The 14,700-nt window shown below is 61.4% G+C and carries 13 protein-coding genes and 1 tRNA gene; 11 read left to right on the plus strand and 3 right to left on the minus strand.

Features of this window, described 5'->3' with window-relative positions; all coding sequences use genetic code 11:
- The first annotated feature begins 48 nt into the window (after positions 1-48).
- The 6 genes from DW029_RS10405 (at position 49) to DW029_RS10430 (ending at position 6,514) form a co-directional block, all read left to right on the plus strand.
- The gene (locus tag DW029_RS10405) at positions 49-1,620 is read left to right on the plus strand and encodes an L-lactate permease (protein WP_117763111.1); all 1,572 of its coding nucleotides are present in this window, start codon (positions 49-51) and stop codon (positions 1,618-1,620) included.
- Positions 1,621-1,898: 278 nt separating this feature from the next.
- Positions 1,899-3,569: a phosphoenolpyruvate carboxykinase (ATP) gene (gene pckA, locus DW029_RS10410; protein ID WP_199407172.1), complete on the plus strand. Its 1,671-nt coding sequence runs from the start codon at positions 1,899-1,901 to the stop codon at positions 3,567-3,569.
- A gap of 227 nt (positions 3,570-3,796) precedes the next feature.
- Complete coding sequence (locus tag DW029_RS10415) at positions 3,797-4,516, plus strand: B3/4 domain-containing protein (RefSeq protein ID WP_118099411.1); 720 nt, start codon at positions 3,797-3,799, stop codon at positions 4,514-4,516.
- A 173-nt stretch (positions 4,517-4,689) separates the two neighbouring features.
- Entirely contained in the window at positions 4,690-5,139 is a 450-nt protein-coding gene (locus DW029_RS10420) for a MarR family winged helix-turn-helix transcriptional regulator (protein ID WP_117735596.1), read from the plus strand.
- Positions 5,140-5,258: 119 nt separating this feature from the next.
- The gene (locus DW029_RS10425; protein WP_118273132.1) at positions 5,259-6,113 is read left to right on the plus strand and encodes a DegV family protein; all 855 of its coding nucleotides are present in this window, start codon (positions 5,259-5,261) and stop codon (positions 6,111-6,113) included.
- A gap of 80 nt (positions 6,114-6,193) precedes the next feature.
- Positions 6,194-6,514 carry an MGMT family protein gene (locus DW029_RS10430; RefSeq protein ID WP_117735598.1) on the plus strand — a complete coding sequence of 107 codons (321 nt, stop codon included), beginning with the start codon at positions 6,194-6,196 and terminating at the stop codon, positions 6,512-6,514.
- 147 nt (positions 6,515-6,661) lie between these two features.
- On the opposite strand, the gene DW029_RS10435 is transcribed toward DW029_RS10430, so the two are convergent.
- The 3 genes from DW029_RS10435 to DW029_RS10445 all read right to left on the minus strand — a co-directional run bounded on the left by DW029_RS10435 (position 6,662) and on the right by DW029_RS10445 (position 9,583).
- Positions 6,662-6,955, minus strand: coding sequence for a DUF6485 family protein (locus DW029_RS10435; RefSeq protein WP_199570190.1), 294 nt, complete (start codon positions 6,953-6,955; stop codon positions 6,662-6,664).
- A gap of 221 nt (positions 6,956-7,176) precedes the next feature.
- Positions 7,177-8,226, minus strand: coding sequence for a tryptophan--tRNA ligase (gene trpS, locus DW029_RS10440; RefSeq protein WP_117794628.1), 1,050 nt, complete (start codon positions 8,224-8,226; stop codon positions 7,177-7,179).
- 157 nt (positions 8,227-8,383) lie between these two features.
- On the minus strand, positions 8,384-9,583 hold the full coding sequence (locus DW029_RS10445; RefSeq protein WP_117743957.1) for an MraY family glycosyltransferase: 1,200 nt from the start codon (positions 9,581-9,583) through the stop codon (positions 8,384-8,386).
- Positions 9,584-10,117: 534 nt separating this feature from the next.
- Between DW029_RS10445 and DW029_RS10450 the strand changes: the two genes are divergently transcribed.
- From DW029_RS10450 to proB, 5 genes are all read left to right on the plus strand, one after another.
- Entirely contained in the window at positions 10,118-11,056 is a 939-nt protein-coding gene (locus DW029_RS10450; RefSeq protein WP_117743958.1) for a radical SAM protein, read from the plus strand.
- A gap of 151 nt (positions 11,057-11,207) precedes the next feature.
- Positions 11,208-11,280: transfer RNA gene (locus DW029_RS10455), tRNA-Ala, on the plus strand.
- A 64-nt stretch (positions 11,281-11,344) separates the two neighbouring features.
- Entirely contained in the window at positions 11,345-11,803 is a 459-nt protein-coding gene (locus DW029_RS10460) for a hypothetical protein (RefSeq protein WP_118346046.1), read from the plus strand.
- Positions 11,804-11,887: 84 nt separating this feature from the next.
- Positions 11,888-13,393 (plus strand): nicotinate phosphoribosyltransferase, encoded by a 1,506-nt coding sequence (locus tag DW029_RS10465; RefSeq protein ID WP_118346047.1) that lies wholly within the window; start codon positions 11,888-11,890, stop codon positions 13,391-13,393.
- 80 nt (positions 13,394-13,473) lie between these two features.
- Positions 13,474-14,601 (plus strand): glutamate 5-kinase, encoded by a 1,128-nt coding sequence (gene proB / locus DW029_RS10470; protein ID WP_117763103.1) that lies wholly within the window; start codon positions 13,474-13,476, stop codon positions 14,599-14,601.
- Positions 14,602-14,700: the final 99 nt, after the last annotated feature.

Genomic DNA, 14,700 nt, shown 5'->3' on the forward strand with positions numbered 1-14,700 from the left:
TTTGTGACACCCCTATGCCGCCCGCGCGGTAGCAAGGAGCTATGAACCATGGACGTCGCCGCATTCCTGCTGGCTCTTGTGCCGATCATTTGGCTTGTCGTGATGCTGCTGTGCTTTAAATGGCCAGCTTGGAAAGCCGCTATCGGATCGTTTGTCCTTTCGTGCGTGCTTGCCCTTGCGTGGTGGCATTTGCCGGCGGCGCAGATAGCCACGGCCTCGCTCGAGGGCTTTTTGATGGCCCTGTGGCCCATCGTGCTCGTGATTATCGCCGCCGTCTTTACGTATAACCTGTGCGTGCGCACGGGTGCCATGGACGTGATCGGCAGCATGATCACCTCCATCAGCAGCGACCGTCGTCTGCTGGCGCTGCTCGTGGCGTGGTGCTTCGGCGGCTTTATGGAGGGCATGGCCGGCTTTGGTACCGCCGTTGCCATTCCCGCCGGCATGCTCGCGGGCCTTGGTTTTGGGGCCGTGCCTGCCGTGCTGATCTGTCTACTGGCCAACGGCGTGCCCACGCCCTACGGCTCCATCGGCATCCCCACGGTGTCCGTTGCCGACCTGGTGGGCCTGGACCCGCTGCATTTGGCGACCGTTCAGCTGGTGCAGCTCGCACCGTTCTTTGTGGTGATGCCGCTGCTCATTGTATTGGTCGCGGGCCGTGTCGCCGATGATCAAGGCAACGTTGCGAGCGTAAGCGAGCGTCTGCACGGCGTTGCCGGCGTGGCGCTGCTTTCCGGTGTGTCCTTTGTCGGCGCGGCGCTGGTTGTTGCCATGTTCGTGGGTCCCGAGCTTGCCGTGGTCGTGGGCTCCATCGTATCGCTTGCGCTGACCGCCGCGCTTGCCATGCATGCCGAGAAGTCGGGGCATCTGGATGCACGCTTTCACATGAATATCGAGGCCGGCGAACAGCTCACCGCTAAGTCGGCGCTTTCTGCCTGGTCGTGCTTCATCCTGATTTTTGTGCTGCTGTTGGGTACCTCCAACCTGGTGCCCGTCGTGCACGCCGCGCTCGCGCCGTTTGCGAGTCACGTGCAGGTGTATTGCGGCGAGAACCCCGGCACGCTTACGTTTTCGTGGATCAACACGCCGGGTGTTTGGATTTTCCTGGCTGCGTTTGTCGGCGGTGCCATTCAGGGCGCTTCGCCGCGCTTGATGGGCGAGGTGCTGGCCGCGACCGTCAAGCAGATGATGCCGACGGTCGTGACCATGCTTTCAGTGCTGGGTTGCGCCAAGGTGATGGGCTATGCGGGCATGATCTCTTCGATCAGCGCGTTTTGCATTGCGGTCGCCGGCGGCCTGTACCCGATTCTGGCTCCGTGGATCGGCGCCGTCGGTGCGTTCGTGACCGGTTCGGGCACGTCCTCAGGCATGCTGTTTGGCCCCATCCAGAGCCAGGCCGCTACGGCGCTGGGTGTGAGCGACTACTGGATGGTCGCGCTGAATGCGCTTGGCGTTGCCGCCGGTAAGATGATTTCGCCGCAGACGCTCGCGATCGGTCTTGCCGCCGTGCATGTACGCGGTAAGGACGCCGAACTCCTGGGCGCCGTCCTGCCCTACGCTGCCGGCATGCTGGTCCTGATGAGCGCCATAGCCATGCTCGGCCAAAACCTGCCGCTGTAGTTGGCACTTGGGGACGTTCCTTTTGTGCCGGCACTTTGGGAACGTCCCTAAGTGCCGGCATCTGGGGACACTCCTTGGTTGTTGCCTGTTCAAGAGTGTCCCTGATGGCTAGTCGTTTAAGAACGTCCCCAATGACCAGGCCGCTTGCGTGCGATTTTTGACCGTTGGGCGGGTGCTTCGCGGTTGCCGCAAAAACGTTTTTGCATATCGGGTAAAACGGGCTTTATGTGAGTAAAGTGCGCGCCGCGTCCACGTGCCGCGTTTTTAAAGGAGGCCCCATGTCTGGTGTTACCCCTGCAGAAGTTCTGTCCAACTTTGGCATTACGCTGGTCGAAGATCCCGCCGAGAATCAGCCTCGTCTGCTGGTCGATTTGCCCGCGGCGGAGCTCGTCGAGCACGCCATCCGCCGCGAAGAGGGCCGTATGGCGTCCAATGGCGCACTCGTGATCGAGACGGGGGAGCGCACCGGTCGTTCGCCCAACGATCGCTTTATCGTCGACACGCCCGACGTGCACGACAAGATCGCTTGGGGCGCCGTCAACCGACCGCTTTCGATTGAGAGCTACGAGACCATCAAGGCCGGTATCGTCGACTACCTCAACGAGCGCGACGTGTTCGTCACGCGCGGCATGGCGGGCGCCGACCGCAACCACACGCGTCGCCTGCTCGTCGCCTGCGAGCGTGCCAGCCAGGCGCTCTTCATTAAGCAAATGCTCGCCCGTCCGCTCGCTCGCGAAATTGCGCGCACCGGTGAGCCGGACTTCTGCGTGCTCGCCGCGCCGGGCTACCAGTGCGATCCTGCCATCAAGGGCCTCAACTCCAGCGCCGCCGTGGTCATCAACTTCCAGGAACGCGTGATTCTGGTCGCCGGCACCGGCTATTCCGGCGAGATCAAAAAGTCCATCTTCAGCGTCATGAATTACCTGCTGCCTGTCGAGGACGATGTGCTGCCCATGCACTGCTCGGCCAGCATGGATCCCGTCACGCACGAGACCGCGGTGTTCTTTGGCCTGTCGGGCACCGGCAAGACCACGCTTTCGGCCAACCCCACGCGACTGCTGATCGGTGACGACGAGCACGGCTGGTCCGACATGGGCATCTTCAACATCGAGGGCGGCTGCTACGCCAAGTGCGAGGGCCTGGACGCGTTCCACGAGCCCGAGATCTTCAACGCCGTTCGCTTTGGCGCCATCTGCGAAAACGTGGTGCTCGACGAGAACCGCAAGCCCAACTATGATGACGTCTCGATCACGCACAATACGCGCGTGGCCTATCCCGTTGAGCATATCCCCAACGCGTGGACCAAGGGCATGGGCACCATCCCGAGCGTCGTGCTGTTTTTGACCTGCGATGCCTTTGGCGTGCTGCCGCCCATCTCGCGCCTGACGGCCGATGCCGCCATGTATCACTTTGTGACAGGCTTTACGGCCAAGATCCCCGGCACCGAGGTCGGCGTCACCGAGCCCACGCCCACGTTCTCCTCGCTGTTTGGCGAGCCGTTTATGCCGCTCGACCCTATGGTCTACGCCAAGATGCTCGGCGAGCGCATTGCCGACGGCCGCACGCGCGTGTACCTGGTCAATACCGGCTGGATCGGTGGCGGCTACGGCGTTGGCCATCGTATCGAGCTTGCCTACACGCGCGCCCTGGTGGCCCGCGCCCTCGACGGTACCATCGAGGACAGCGAGTTCGTGCACGACGATATCTTTAACGTCGACATTCCCACCACGTGCCACGGTGTGCCCGACGGCATCCTGGTGCCGCGCCAGTACTGGCAGAGCACCGCGCGCTACGACGAGGCCGCGCACAACCTGGCGGTGATGTTCGAGGAGAACTTCGAGAAGAAGTACTCACACCTGCCCGAGTCCGTCAAGGCCGCCGGCCCGCACGCCCAGGTGCCCGCCGTGGCCCGTCATCGCGGCCGCGGCCTGCTGGGACTTCGTCTCTAGCATCGCCGCGAGTTCAAAACCACCACAAAGGGGACAGGCACCTTTGTGGTGGTTTTGCTCGGGCGGATGACTAGGGTTACAATGCGCCTGACATATCGTCCCCTTCTCCGGATGGGGGCAGCGTAAGCGCTCTTGTGGCGGCACCGTAGGACTTTGAAGGTGGCCGTCGTAAGGGCGCTTTTTATTTAGGCACCCGGGCTCGGGCGCATGCTATGAAGGGAGAGCACATGAAGAGTTTCGTTGCCGAGGATTCGTTTTGGGAACTGTTTCCGCAGGCGGCTATCGGCGTTGTGGTCGTAAAGGGCATGAAGCCCGCGGCGCAGATTTCCCAGGAGGACGTGGATGCGATTGCCGCGCTGCTTGACCGCGCCAATATCGATGCGGAGCGTCACCTGACGAGCGATACCATCAGCGAGAATGCGCCGGTCAAGGCATGGCGCGAGGCGTATCGTCTGTTCAAGACTAAGAAGGGCGCGCGTTGTTCGATTGAGAACCTGCTTAAGCGCGTGCTCAAGGGCAAACCGGTCGGTCACATTACGCCGGCGGTGGATATCTACAACACGGTGTCGCTGACCTATGCGCTGCCTGTTGGCGGTGAGGATGTGCACGCGATTGAGGGCAATCTGCGCTTGGCGGTGACCGATGGCGCCGATGCGTTCCTGCCGCTTGGCGAGGAGACAGATGATCCGACGCTTTCCGGCGAGCTCGCCTATATTGACGATGCGGGCGCCGTGTGCCGCTGCTGGAACTGGCGCGACGGCGTTCGCACGGCGCTGTCCGACGATTCGGCCGATGCATTCCTGGCGATTGAGTGCGTGGAGCCCGAGCGGATGGGGGATTGCCAGGCTGCCGTTGATCGCCTCGCTGAGTTGCTTGAGCGCTATCTGGGAGCGACGGTTGTCGTCAAGACGCTTGTGACTCGCGACAATCCTTGCGTGGAGCTGTAGCGAAGTCTGCGGATCAAACTCGACGGTCAAAACCACCACAAAGGTGCCTGTCCCCTTTGTGGTGGTTTTTATGTTGATGGGTTAACAAATGGGGCGCGTGGGGCTGCCGGTCGCTGAGTACGGCTAAGATGTTTACTCGTTAGCATTATGCAAGCGAAAGGCGGTTGTCTCCCATGCAGCAGAGCGACGAGACACGTTTCGAGGACTTTGTCGGACTGATCAGCGGTCTCTACAAGGAGATCCAGCGCATTAAGGCATCTGAGGGCGCAAGGCTGGGCCTCAAGGGCTCCGATGTTATGTGCCTGTACTATCTGGAGCGCAGCAAGGACGGCTTGACTGGGGCCGACCTCGCCCGCATGGCAGGCGTGACCCGTGCCGCTGTCTCGCGCACGCTGGCGCATCTGGAGGAGGGCGGCTACGTCGAGGTCGAAGATTCGGGCGATGCTGCCGTTAAATACCGTGCCCCGGTTCGCCTGACCACGTTGGGCGGCGAGAGCATGAACGAGGCCGATCGCATTATTCGCGAAGTGCTCGACACCACCGGCAAGACCATGGGCGTGGAGCAGCGCGAGCAGATGTACGCGTCGTTGCGCACGATTCTCAACACCCTGCGCGAGCTGTAGAGCCGCTGGGGCATTTGCTTCCGATAAACAACTGCAGAGTCCCGTTTGAGCGCGTTCGCCGTGCCGGGGCATTGCTGTCAAAATTCCCTGCGCGAGGCCCGCGCAAGAAAGGATCAACTATGTCTGTCCGCATTATTACCGATTCCGCAAGCGATATGTCGCCGGCCGAGCATCCGGCGCTGGCCGTTTTGCCGCTGTCCGTCACCTTTGGCACCGATGTGTACATGGATGGCGTCGACATCGACCACCAGCGTTTTTACGAGATGCTCGTGGAGCGCGATGAGCTGCCCATGACCGGCCAGGTCAACCCGTATGCCTTTTCGCAGGCGATTGCCGAAGCACGTGAGGCCGGCGACGAGGCTGTGATTATTACCGTGGGCGCTAAGCTTTCGGGCACCAATCAGAGCGCCCGTACCGCACTTGCCGAGGCTCCGGGCGGCGACGTGTTTATCGTGGACAGCAATAACGTGACCTTGGGCGAGCGCGTGCTGGTTGAGTATGCCCTGCGCCTGGTGGACGAGGGCCGCAGTGCGGCGCAGATTGTGGCGGCTGTCGAGGCCGTGTGCGACCGAGTTGTGGTTATCGGCCTGCTCGAGACACTGGAGTATCTGGTGCGCGGCGGTCGACTGTCTGTTGCTGCGGGCGCCGTGGGTACGCTGCTCAACGTAAAGCCCGTGGTGGCTGTGGAGGATGGCCTGATCGTGCAGCTGGGCAAGGCACGCGGTTCTAAGAACGGCCGTAACCTGCTCAACCAGAAAGTCGAAAAGGCGGGCGGCGTCGACTTTTCCATGCCGTTGGCGCTCGGCTATACGGGCCTTTCGGATGCGGTGCTCAAGAAGTATATTGAGGACAGTGCGGCGCTGTGGGCTGGCCACATCGAGGGCGAGCTGCCCGTCCACACCATCGGTGCCACCATCGGCACCCACGTAGGTCCCGGCGCCGTAGCCATAGCCTTCTTCCAGCCTACCAACTAACCGACCTGCCATAAACCACCACAAAGGGGACAGGCACCTTTGTGGTGGTTTATGCTTTTCCGGATGGAAAGGAGTGAGCAATGGCGTCTGAGGGCTTTTTTGAACGGGTGTACGAGGTGGTCGAGCAGATCCCCGAAGGGATGGTCGCCACGTACGGCCAGGTGGCGCTGCTCGCCGGTCGTCCGCGGAGCGCGCGTTTTGTGGGCTATGCGCTGCACAGCAATCCGCGCCCCGGCGAGATTCCCTGTCACCGCGTGGTGTTTGCCGACGGGCACATTTGCGAGGGTTTTGCTTTTGGCGGTCCCGATGCTCAACGTGAGCTTTTGCTAGGGGAGGGTGTGGCGTTTAAGGACGACATGCACGTCGATCTGGGCGCCTGTCGCTGGCCTGCCGGACTCTAACGGTTCTGCCGTGGCTAAAACCACCACAAAGGTGCCTGTCCCCTTTGTGGTGGTTTCTTTCCTGTAAGCATGGGGCAAACCCATCAGGTCTGTTATCCCATAATGAGGTACTGACGTTTGGTTTTAGGGGGGCACTAACTTTGATTGTTAGTCCCGCTTACAGCAACCGATCTTGGTAAATCCCTGCGGCGCTTCTTCGCCTGCGGGGATTCTTGGGCTGTCGCTTCCCAGATATGCTTCTACATGCCGCGCGAACGCTTGCCACGACCACTCGTCTTTATCGGCATCAAGCCGATCGGGAGAAATCGCGTTGAACAGGCACGTTGGAATCTCGTGCTCGTGCAGATTCTTAGCGATACATGGTGTGCAGCCCTTGTCGTGGTTGACAGGGTTAAATGGGCATTTCCGGTCGTTGCAGGTACAAAATGCAACTGAGCTCATGGGACTCCTTCCGGTCGGTCGGGTCTGCCGTAAAAGCTGCCGCATGTTAAACAATAGGGTGTCATTGCTTAACAGTATATAGCCTCAAGGTGCTTGCGACTTAGGGGTTCTGCCAAGCGGCTGAATATCTCGGCGACCGACCTCTGAAGAAAACAAAACCGCCGCAACGAGGATTGTGCTCATCGCGGCGGTTTAGTTTGAGTGTTGTTTATTGCTCTCGACTAGTACACCATACCCATGGCGTCCTGAACCTCGGCCAGGGTCTGCTCGGCAATCTCGTTGGCACGACGGTTGCCCTCGTGCAGCACGTCCTTCACATAGTCCAGGTCGTTCTCATAGCGCTGGCGACGCTCGCGGATCGGCGCGAAGTACTCGTTGACCGCCTCGGTCACGTATTTCTTAAGCTGACCGGAGCCGCCCATGCCAATCTCTTCGGCAATCTCAACCTCGGAACGACCGGTGCAGATGGCGGCTGTCGAAAGCAGACCGGACACGCCGGGGCGGTTCTCGGGGTCAAACGTGATCATGCGCTCGGAGTCGGTCTGGCTCTTCTTAATGCGCTTGGCCGTCTCCTCGGCGGTCATCGAAATATTGATGGCGTTGCCGTAGCTCTTGCTCATCTTTCGACCGTCCAAGCCGGGCAGCAGTGGGGTCTCGGACAGCAACGCGTCAACCTCGGGGAACACCTTGCCGTAGCGGTTGTTAAAGCGGCGGGCGATGGTGCGGGTAAGCTCGATGTGCGGCAGCTGGTCGCGGCCGACGGGCACGACGTTGCCCTTGCAGAACAGGATGTCGCAGGCCTGATGCACCGGGTAGGTGAGCAGAAGGCCGGTGAGCTCGTGGCCCGAGGCATCCATCTCGGCCTTTACCGTGGGGTTGCGCGCCAGCTCGGCCTCGGACACCAGCGACAGGAACGGCAACATGAGCTGGTTGGCGGCGGGCACGGCGGAGTGCGCGTAGATCATGGTCTTGTCGGGGTCGATGCCGCAGGCAAGGTAGTCCATGACCATGTTGTACACGTTGTCCTGGATGTGCTCGGTGGTGTCGCGGTCGGTGATGACCTGGTAGTCGGCGATGAGCACGTTGGTCTTGGCGCCCATGTTCTGCAGCTCAACACGGCCCTTGAGGGTACCGAAGTAGTGGCCCAGGTGCAGACGGCCGGTGGGGCGGTCGCCGGTGAGCATGGTGAACTTCTCGGGCGTCTTGGCCAGGCCCTCGCGAATGGCGTTGCTCTTTTGCAGCGCGACTTCGTAGCTGTTCTCGTTTGGCATGATTGCTCCTAACGTTCGTTCGCAGGTCTTGATGATAGCGTGTTTATTGAGGGGTGGGCGTGAGTGAGCGAGGGACTGTCGGGAGCCGGCTTTCATGTCCGTCACGCCGTCCGCGCGAACGGCTGCCAACGCCTTAGCCCATCCTCGCCAGCAAACCCTAGCGCCTGTGGTGCCGCTCTTCCTTACGCTCTTCCGCCGCCTGCTCCTCCTGCTTAAAGGCGGGGTCGTCGGGGGTTACCAGCTCGTCCTCGTGCGTGCGCTTGTTGTAATGGTGGCGCAGCACGGGCTCAAACAGGTGCAGGTGCTTGGCGAAGGCTGCCGAGCCAATGGCGAGCACGGTAAAGATGAGCACGCGCATGGGGACCTCGACCTGATTAATGGCGGCGGCGCCGGCCGAAAGCATGATGCACCAGGCATAGATGAGCAGTACGGCCTGCTTTTGGTTGTAGCCCTCCTGAATCAGGCGATGGTGGATGTGGCCCTTGTCGGCCTGCCCGATGCTAATGTGGGCGCGCTTGCGGCGCACGATGGCGCTAAACGTGTCGATGATGGGCACGCCGGCAACGATGAGCGGGATGATAAGCGAGGTGAGCGCGGCGGTGCGGCTCACGTTGAGCAGCGAGATGGAGCCCAGCGCAAAGCCCAGAAGCAGCGACCCCGAGTCGCCCAAGAAGATGCTTGCGGGGTTGAAGTTGTAGCGCAAAAAGGCCAGGCAGGCGCCAAAGAGCGCAATGGAGAGCGCGGCGGCGTCGATGCGCCCCGAGAGAACGGCCATCGAAAACATGGTGAACGACGCGATGCCGCAGATGCCTGTGGCCAAGCCGTCGAGGCCGTCGATGAGGTTAATGATGTTGGTGAATGCCACCAGATAGATCACGGTGATGGGGTAGGCGAGCCATCCGAGCATGATTTCGCCGGGGGCAAACGGGTTGACGATGACGACGATCCGCAAGCCGCCGATACAGGCGATGAGCGCGGCGAGTACCTGACCGGCCAGTTTTTGTTTGGGCTTGAGCTGATAGACGTCGTCGATAGCGCCGGTCGCAAAGATGACGGTAAAGGAGAGCGCCAGCATGGGATAGCTAATGTGAAGGCGTGGGTGCGGCACCAGGACGGGCGGCCAGCCTAGGTGCCAGGTGCCTAGGATTTGCACAATGCAGGCAACGACCAGGCCCAAAAACACCGCCGTTCCGCCCAAACGCGGGATGGGCTTGGTGTTGATGCGGCGCTTAGAAGGATAGTCGACGGCGTCGAGCTTAATTGCCAAGCGCTTGACCAGGGGCACCGTGAGGAAGGTCGTGATAAAGGCCGCCGCTGCCACGCATAGATACGGTATGTAGCTCGGGGATAAAGCCATGAATCTAAAAACCGCCAAGCGTCGAAGGAAAAGGTCAAAGGTTGCTGCGCAAAAAGGCGTAGCTGACCCATGATACTCGACCGAGGGGGTGCGGAGGTTTGCACCGTGCGATTATCACGCGCTTACCAGATATTGGGATGTTGGTGGGGATTCTGCTGGATGCCACTGAGCGTCCATGTGGGGCCTGCAGTGGCGGTATTCAGAAAAATCGGCAAAAGAAAACCACCCCCCACGTTACGAAAATGAACCCACCTAAAACAGGTGGGTGCCCTCATCGACTGTTCCAGCGTCCTTAACAACGAAGGATACCTGTACTAGGTACGACTGTGTGGGCTCCCTAAATAAACGCGACGGTTCACCCAGTTGCTCCGCGGGGGGCGGAATACCTACATCATAAAGCGGCACTTTGTGGATTCCAGTCTTGACATTACAAAAATCGTGTCGGACGATTACGGCGCCTTAGGGACGGAGCCGTCTACGCGGCCTGGCCCTTTACGTTTGAGCTGCTGAATCGTTGTTTTGGAGCATGTTTTTATGCCGACGTCGTTGACCGAACTTTTTTCGCCCGCCTGCCATTTGTGTCCGCGCCGTTGCGGTGCGGCGCGCGATGAGGGCGCGCGCGGCGTATGCGGTGCTAACGACACGCTCAAGGTGGCCCGCGCGGCGCTTCATATGTGGGAGGAGCCGCCTATCTCGGGCGAGGCCGGATCGGGCACGATCTTCTTTAGCGGCTGCTCGCTCAAATGTATCTACTGCCAGAATCACGAGATCTCGACCGGCAATTTCGGTCTTGAGATTTCGCCTGAGCGCCTGGTCGAGATTATGCTGGAACTGCAGGACCAGGGTGCCAACAACATCAATTTGGTGACGGCGACGCACTATGCGCACCTGTTGCCTGCCGCGATTGCTGCGGCGCGGACGCGCGGGCTGGTCATCCCGATCGTCTACAACACGAGTGGCTACGAGCGCGCGAGTGCCGTGGCGGCGCTGGGCGACCTGGTCGATGTGTGGCTCACCGACTTTAAATATGCCGATGCCGGGCTTGCGCAGTCGCTTTCTCATATTAAGGACTACCCGCGCGTGGCCGTGTCGGGTCTGGCCCAGATGGCGCGCGAGATCGATCGCCGCGGGGGGGAGCTGGTGGATGAGGGCGGGCTCATGAAGCGCGGCATCATCGTGCGCCACCTGGTGCTGCCGGGGCATGCGGATGACTCGTGCCGCGTGTTAGACCTGGTGTGGCAGACGGTGGGCGACGTGCCGATCTCGGTCATGAACCAGTACACGCCCAATGCACTCATGCGCGAGCAGGGCGGCGACCTGGCGCGCGCCGTGACGCGCGAGGAGTACGAGCTGGTGCTCGACCATGCCGACGACCTGGGCTTTACGACGATGTTTTGGCAAGAGGGCGGCGCGGTAGACGAGAGCTTCACCCCGGCCTTCGACACCACTGGTGTCCTCACCAGCGCAAAGTAGTGCGTTCGTCGATGATTTTTCTGGGACGGGGATTAAAAAATCATCGGTTGGTTCGCTCGCTCGAAAAGTAGTCAAAAAAGCCCCGTCCCAAAAAGACTGGTTATTGGGCGTTGACAGTTGGCGAGCCGTAGGTAAAATATCGACTTGTCCTGGGGACGTAGCTCAGTTGGGAGAGCGCTGCCGTCGCATGGCAGAGGCCGAGGGTTCGACTCCCTTCGTCTCCACCCTTGGATTTGATAAGCCGTCGACATTGTGTCGGCGGCTTTTTTTGAAAGAAAGGGCTGCACCATGGCCGAGCTTGAGTCCCAACCACTGTCTTCCGAGGAGCGCGCCGAGTTGGAAGAGCTCCGCGCCGAGAAGGCTCGTCGCGAGGCCCAGGAAGAGGCACGCCGCGAGCGTGAGGAGCTGGCCGCCCTGCGTGCCGAGCGTGCGAAGGCCGAGGAGGTCGCCGCGAGCGCCGCATCCGCGCCGGCGCCCGCGCCCGCACTCAAGCCCGCTGCTGCGAAGCCTGCACCTGCCGCGCCCAAATCTCAGCCTAAAAAGGTCGTTCGTTCCAAGTCCGTCGAGCCCAAACCGAGCCGTGACGAGATGACCTTTGCCCAGCGCATGGTTACCTCCAAGGAGCCTACGGGCGAGAAGGAGATCCCTGGCATGGCGCCGGCTCAAAAAATCATCATTGTCCTTGCCCTCATCGCGTTTGTCATCTTTATGGGCTACACGATCCTGACCAGCATGGGCCTGCTCTAACCGATTTACATCGGGTGCCATGCCCGAACACTCTGCTCTCGTCCAACCCTCAACCTCTGCACAACGCATCCGAAAGGTCGCCCCATGGCTTTGACCGATATCTCTCATCCCGCCGACATCGCAATGCTTACCGATCTGTACGAGCTCACTATGGCCCAGGGCCTGTGGGAGAGCGGCAAGGCCAATGAACAGGGTTGTTTTACCGCGTTTTACCGCGACCATCCCTTTGGCAGCGCCTATGCCGTCATGTGTGGCACCGCCGAACTGCCCGAGCTGGTCGAGAATCTGCGCTTTACGCCCGAGGACATCGACTACCTCGCCTCGCTCCAGGCCCCTGCCGGCGGCGCGATGTTCAAGCCTGGATTCCTCGACTACCTGCGCGATTTTCGTGCGCATGTAAACATCGACGCCGTGCCCGAGGGCGAGCTCGTCTTTCCGCGCGAGCCCATGGTGCGCGTCACCGGCCCCGCGCTGGAGTGCCAGCTGCTCGAGACGGCGCTGCTCAACATCGTCGGCTTCCAGACGCTTGTCGCCACCAAGACGGCACGCGTGGTGCTGGCGGCGGACGGCCGTCCCGTTGCCGAGTTTGGCCTGCGCCGCGCTCAGGGTCCCGATGGCGGCCTTGGCGTCGCGCGCGCGAGCTACGTTGCCGGCTGCTCCTCTACGTCCAATGTGCTCGCCGGCCGCCGCTACGGTATTCCCGTCTTTGGCACGCATGCGCACAGCTGGGTGATGAGCTTCGATTCCGAGCTCGAGGCCTTCCGTGCCTTTGCCAAGTCGAGCCCCAAGAACTGTACGCTGCTTATCGACACCTATGACGTGCGCGAGGGCTGCGAGCATGCCATTACGGTTGCCAAGGAGATGGAGGCGGTGGGCGAGCGCCTGTCGGCTATTCGCATTGATTCGGGTGACCTTGCCAAGCTCTCCAAGTATGTTCGCGGCCGTTTTGATGCCGAGGGCCTGCCCTATGTGGGGATCTCGGTTTCTAACGATCTGGATGAGTACACGATTCAGTCGCTGCTCGACCAGGGCGCGCCCATCGACAGCTTTGGCGTGGGTACCAAGCTTGCGACCTGCTATGACCAGCCGGCGCTGGGTGGCGTGTACAAGCTTTCCGCCCGCCGTGCGAGCGAGGCAAATCCGTGGACGCCGGTGGTCAAGCTCTCCGAGCAGCCCTACAAGCGCACGATCCCGGGTGTGCAACGCGTGCGCCGTTATTACGACGGCTTTGGTGGCCCGGTCTGCGACATGATTTATGACGAGGACCATCTGGCAGGGGAGGGCGCCGCGCGCGGCAATACCCTCGTGGCCGTGAACGATGCCGCCCTGGTGACCGACGTGTCCGAACTTGAGTATCGCGAACTGCTGGTGCCGATCGTGCGCGATGGCAGTGCGGTGGCTCCGCGTGAGAGCATCCAGGACGCGCGCGAGCGCTGTGCTTGGGCGCTTGACCATTTGGACGCCGCTTTCAAGCGCTTCCTGTACCCGCAGACCTATGTGGTGGGCATGGAGCAGGGCCTGGCCCGGGTGCGCGACGAGCTCGTGCGCAAGAACATGGCCGCGGCATCGGCCTTCCCCTGGGCAAAATGATCCGAAGGGGACGGAGGAAAGCGGATCATTTTCTCGCTCGCCCGTTCGCCCGAACGCTCGACATTCGATTGGTTTGACGTATGACGACTTCTTATAAAACGATGGTGGTAAAGATCGGCTCGTCCACGGTGGTGGGTGCCGATGGCAAGGTCAACCGCGCGTTTATCGGTGGCCTGGCCGATCAGGCCGCAGCGCTGCGCAAGCTCGGCTGGCGCTTGGTCGTGGTGAGCTCCGGCGCCATTGCCTGTGGCTATCCTGTGCTGGGTTTCGACCGCAAGCCGGTCGGTGATCTGCCGAGCCTGCAGGCATGCGCTTCGGCCGGCCAGTGCATCATCTCGTCGGCCTACGACGAGGAGTTTCATGCGCGCGACCTGCTCACCTCGCTCGTGCTGCTCACGCGCCACGACACGGCGCGCCGTACGTCCTACCTGCACGCGCGCGATGCCCTGCTGCGCCTAGTGGAGCTTGGCGTGGTGCCGGTCGTCAACGAGAACGATACCGTCACCGTCGATGAGATCAAGTTTGGCGACAATGACACGCTGGCGGCGCTTGTGAGCTGCCTGGTTTCTGCCGATCTGTGCGTGACGCTCTCCGACATCGACGGCCTCTACACCGCCAATCCGCATGAGGACCCGACGGCCGAGTTTGTCCCGGTCGTGCATAAGATCGATGCCAAGATTATCGCCTCGGCGGGCGATTCTTCCACATCGGTGGGCACGGGCGGCATGATCACCAAGATTCGCGCGAGCCGCATTCTGATGACGGCGGGCATTCAGAGCGTGATCTGCTCGGGCGAGGAGTCCAATGCGCTCGTGCGCCTCGCCCGCGGCGAGAGCGTGGGTACGCTGTTCGACCCGCCGGCGGAGCGCCTGGATATTGCGCCCCGCAAGCTGTGGATCGCGCTGGGTGACAAGGCGCACGGCTCGGTGACGGTCGATGACGGCGCCGCGAAGGCGCTGGTCAGCCGTGGCTCTTCCCTGCTTGCGGTGGGTATTCGCGAGGTCGATGGCCAGTTTGCCGAGGGCGATGTGCTCGATGTGTGCGATCCGAGCGGTATGGTCGTCGCTCGCGGTATCGCCGAGGCCGATTCGAACGTGCTGGAGCTTGCTGCCGGTCGCCGCCAGGACCAGATCGCTAGCAACCGCCTGCTGGCAGACCTGGCCGAGAAGCCGGCGATACACAGGGATAACTTGATCGTATTTGCATAAAGAAAGACAGTGCTGTGGATCGTTTCCCGCAGCGCTGTCTTTTTCGTGCCGGCACTTGGGGACGTTCCTTTTAATATGAGCAGGACATTGTCAAGAGGC

Source organism: Collinsella sp. AF38-3AC (assembly GCF_003474365.1).
Classification (GTDB): Bacteria; Actinomycetota; Coriobacteriia; order Coriobacteriales; family Coriobacteriaceae; genus Collinsella.

Excerpts from the sequence above, each read along its gene's own strand:
- DW029_RS10445 (WP_117743957.1), bottom strand. The coding sequence starts at position 9,583 with ATGGCTTTATCCCCGAGCTACATACCGTATCTATGCGTGGCAGCGGCG.
- DW029_RS10420 (WP_117735596.1), top strand. The coding sequence starts at position 4,690 with ATGCAGCAGAGCGACGAGACACGTTTCGAGGACTTTGTCGGACTGATC.
- pckA (WP_199407172.1), top strand. The coding sequence starts at position 1,899 with ATGTCTGGTGTTACCCCTGCAGAAGTTCTGTCCAACTTTGGCATTACG.
- DW029_RS10450 (WP_117743958.1), top strand. The coding sequence starts at position 10,118 with ATGCCGACGTCGTTGACCGAACTTTTTTCGCCCGCCTGCCATTTGTGT.
- DW029_RS10415 (WP_118099411.1), top strand. The coding sequence starts at position 3,797 with ATGAAGAGTTTCGTTGCCGAGGATTCGTTTTGGGAACTGTTTCCGCAG.
- DW029_RS10405 (WP_117763111.1), top strand. The coding sequence starts at position 49 with ATGGACGTCGCCGCATTCCTGCTGGCTCTTGTGCCGATCATTTGGCTT.
- trpS (WP_117794628.1), bottom strand. The coding sequence starts at position 8,226 with ATGCCAAACGAGAACAGCTACGAAGTCGCGCTGCAAAAGAGCAACGCC.
- DW029_RS10460 (WP_118346046.1), top strand. The coding sequence starts at position 11,345 with ATGGCCGAGCTTGAGTCCCAACCACTGTCTTCCGAGGAGCGCGCCGAG.
- DW029_RS10430 (WP_117735598.1), top strand. The coding sequence starts at position 6,194 with ATGGCGTCTGAGGGCTTTTTTGAACGGGTGTACGAGGTGGTCGAGCAG.
- DW029_RS10435 (WP_199570190.1), bottom strand. The coding sequence starts at position 6,955 with ATGAGCTCAGTTGCATTTTGTACCTGCAACGACCGGAAATGCCCATTT.
- DW029_RS10465 (WP_118346047.1), top strand. The coding sequence starts at position 11,888 with ATGGCTTTGACCGATATCTCTCATCCCGCCGACATCGCAATGCTTACC.
- proB (WP_117763103.1), top strand. The coding sequence starts at position 13,474 with ATGACGACTTCTTATAAAACGATGGTGGTAAAGATCGGCTCGTCCACG.
- DW029_RS10425 (WP_118273132.1), top strand. The coding sequence starts at position 5,259 with ATGTCTGTCCGCATTATTACCGATTCCGCAAGCGATATGTCGCCGGCC.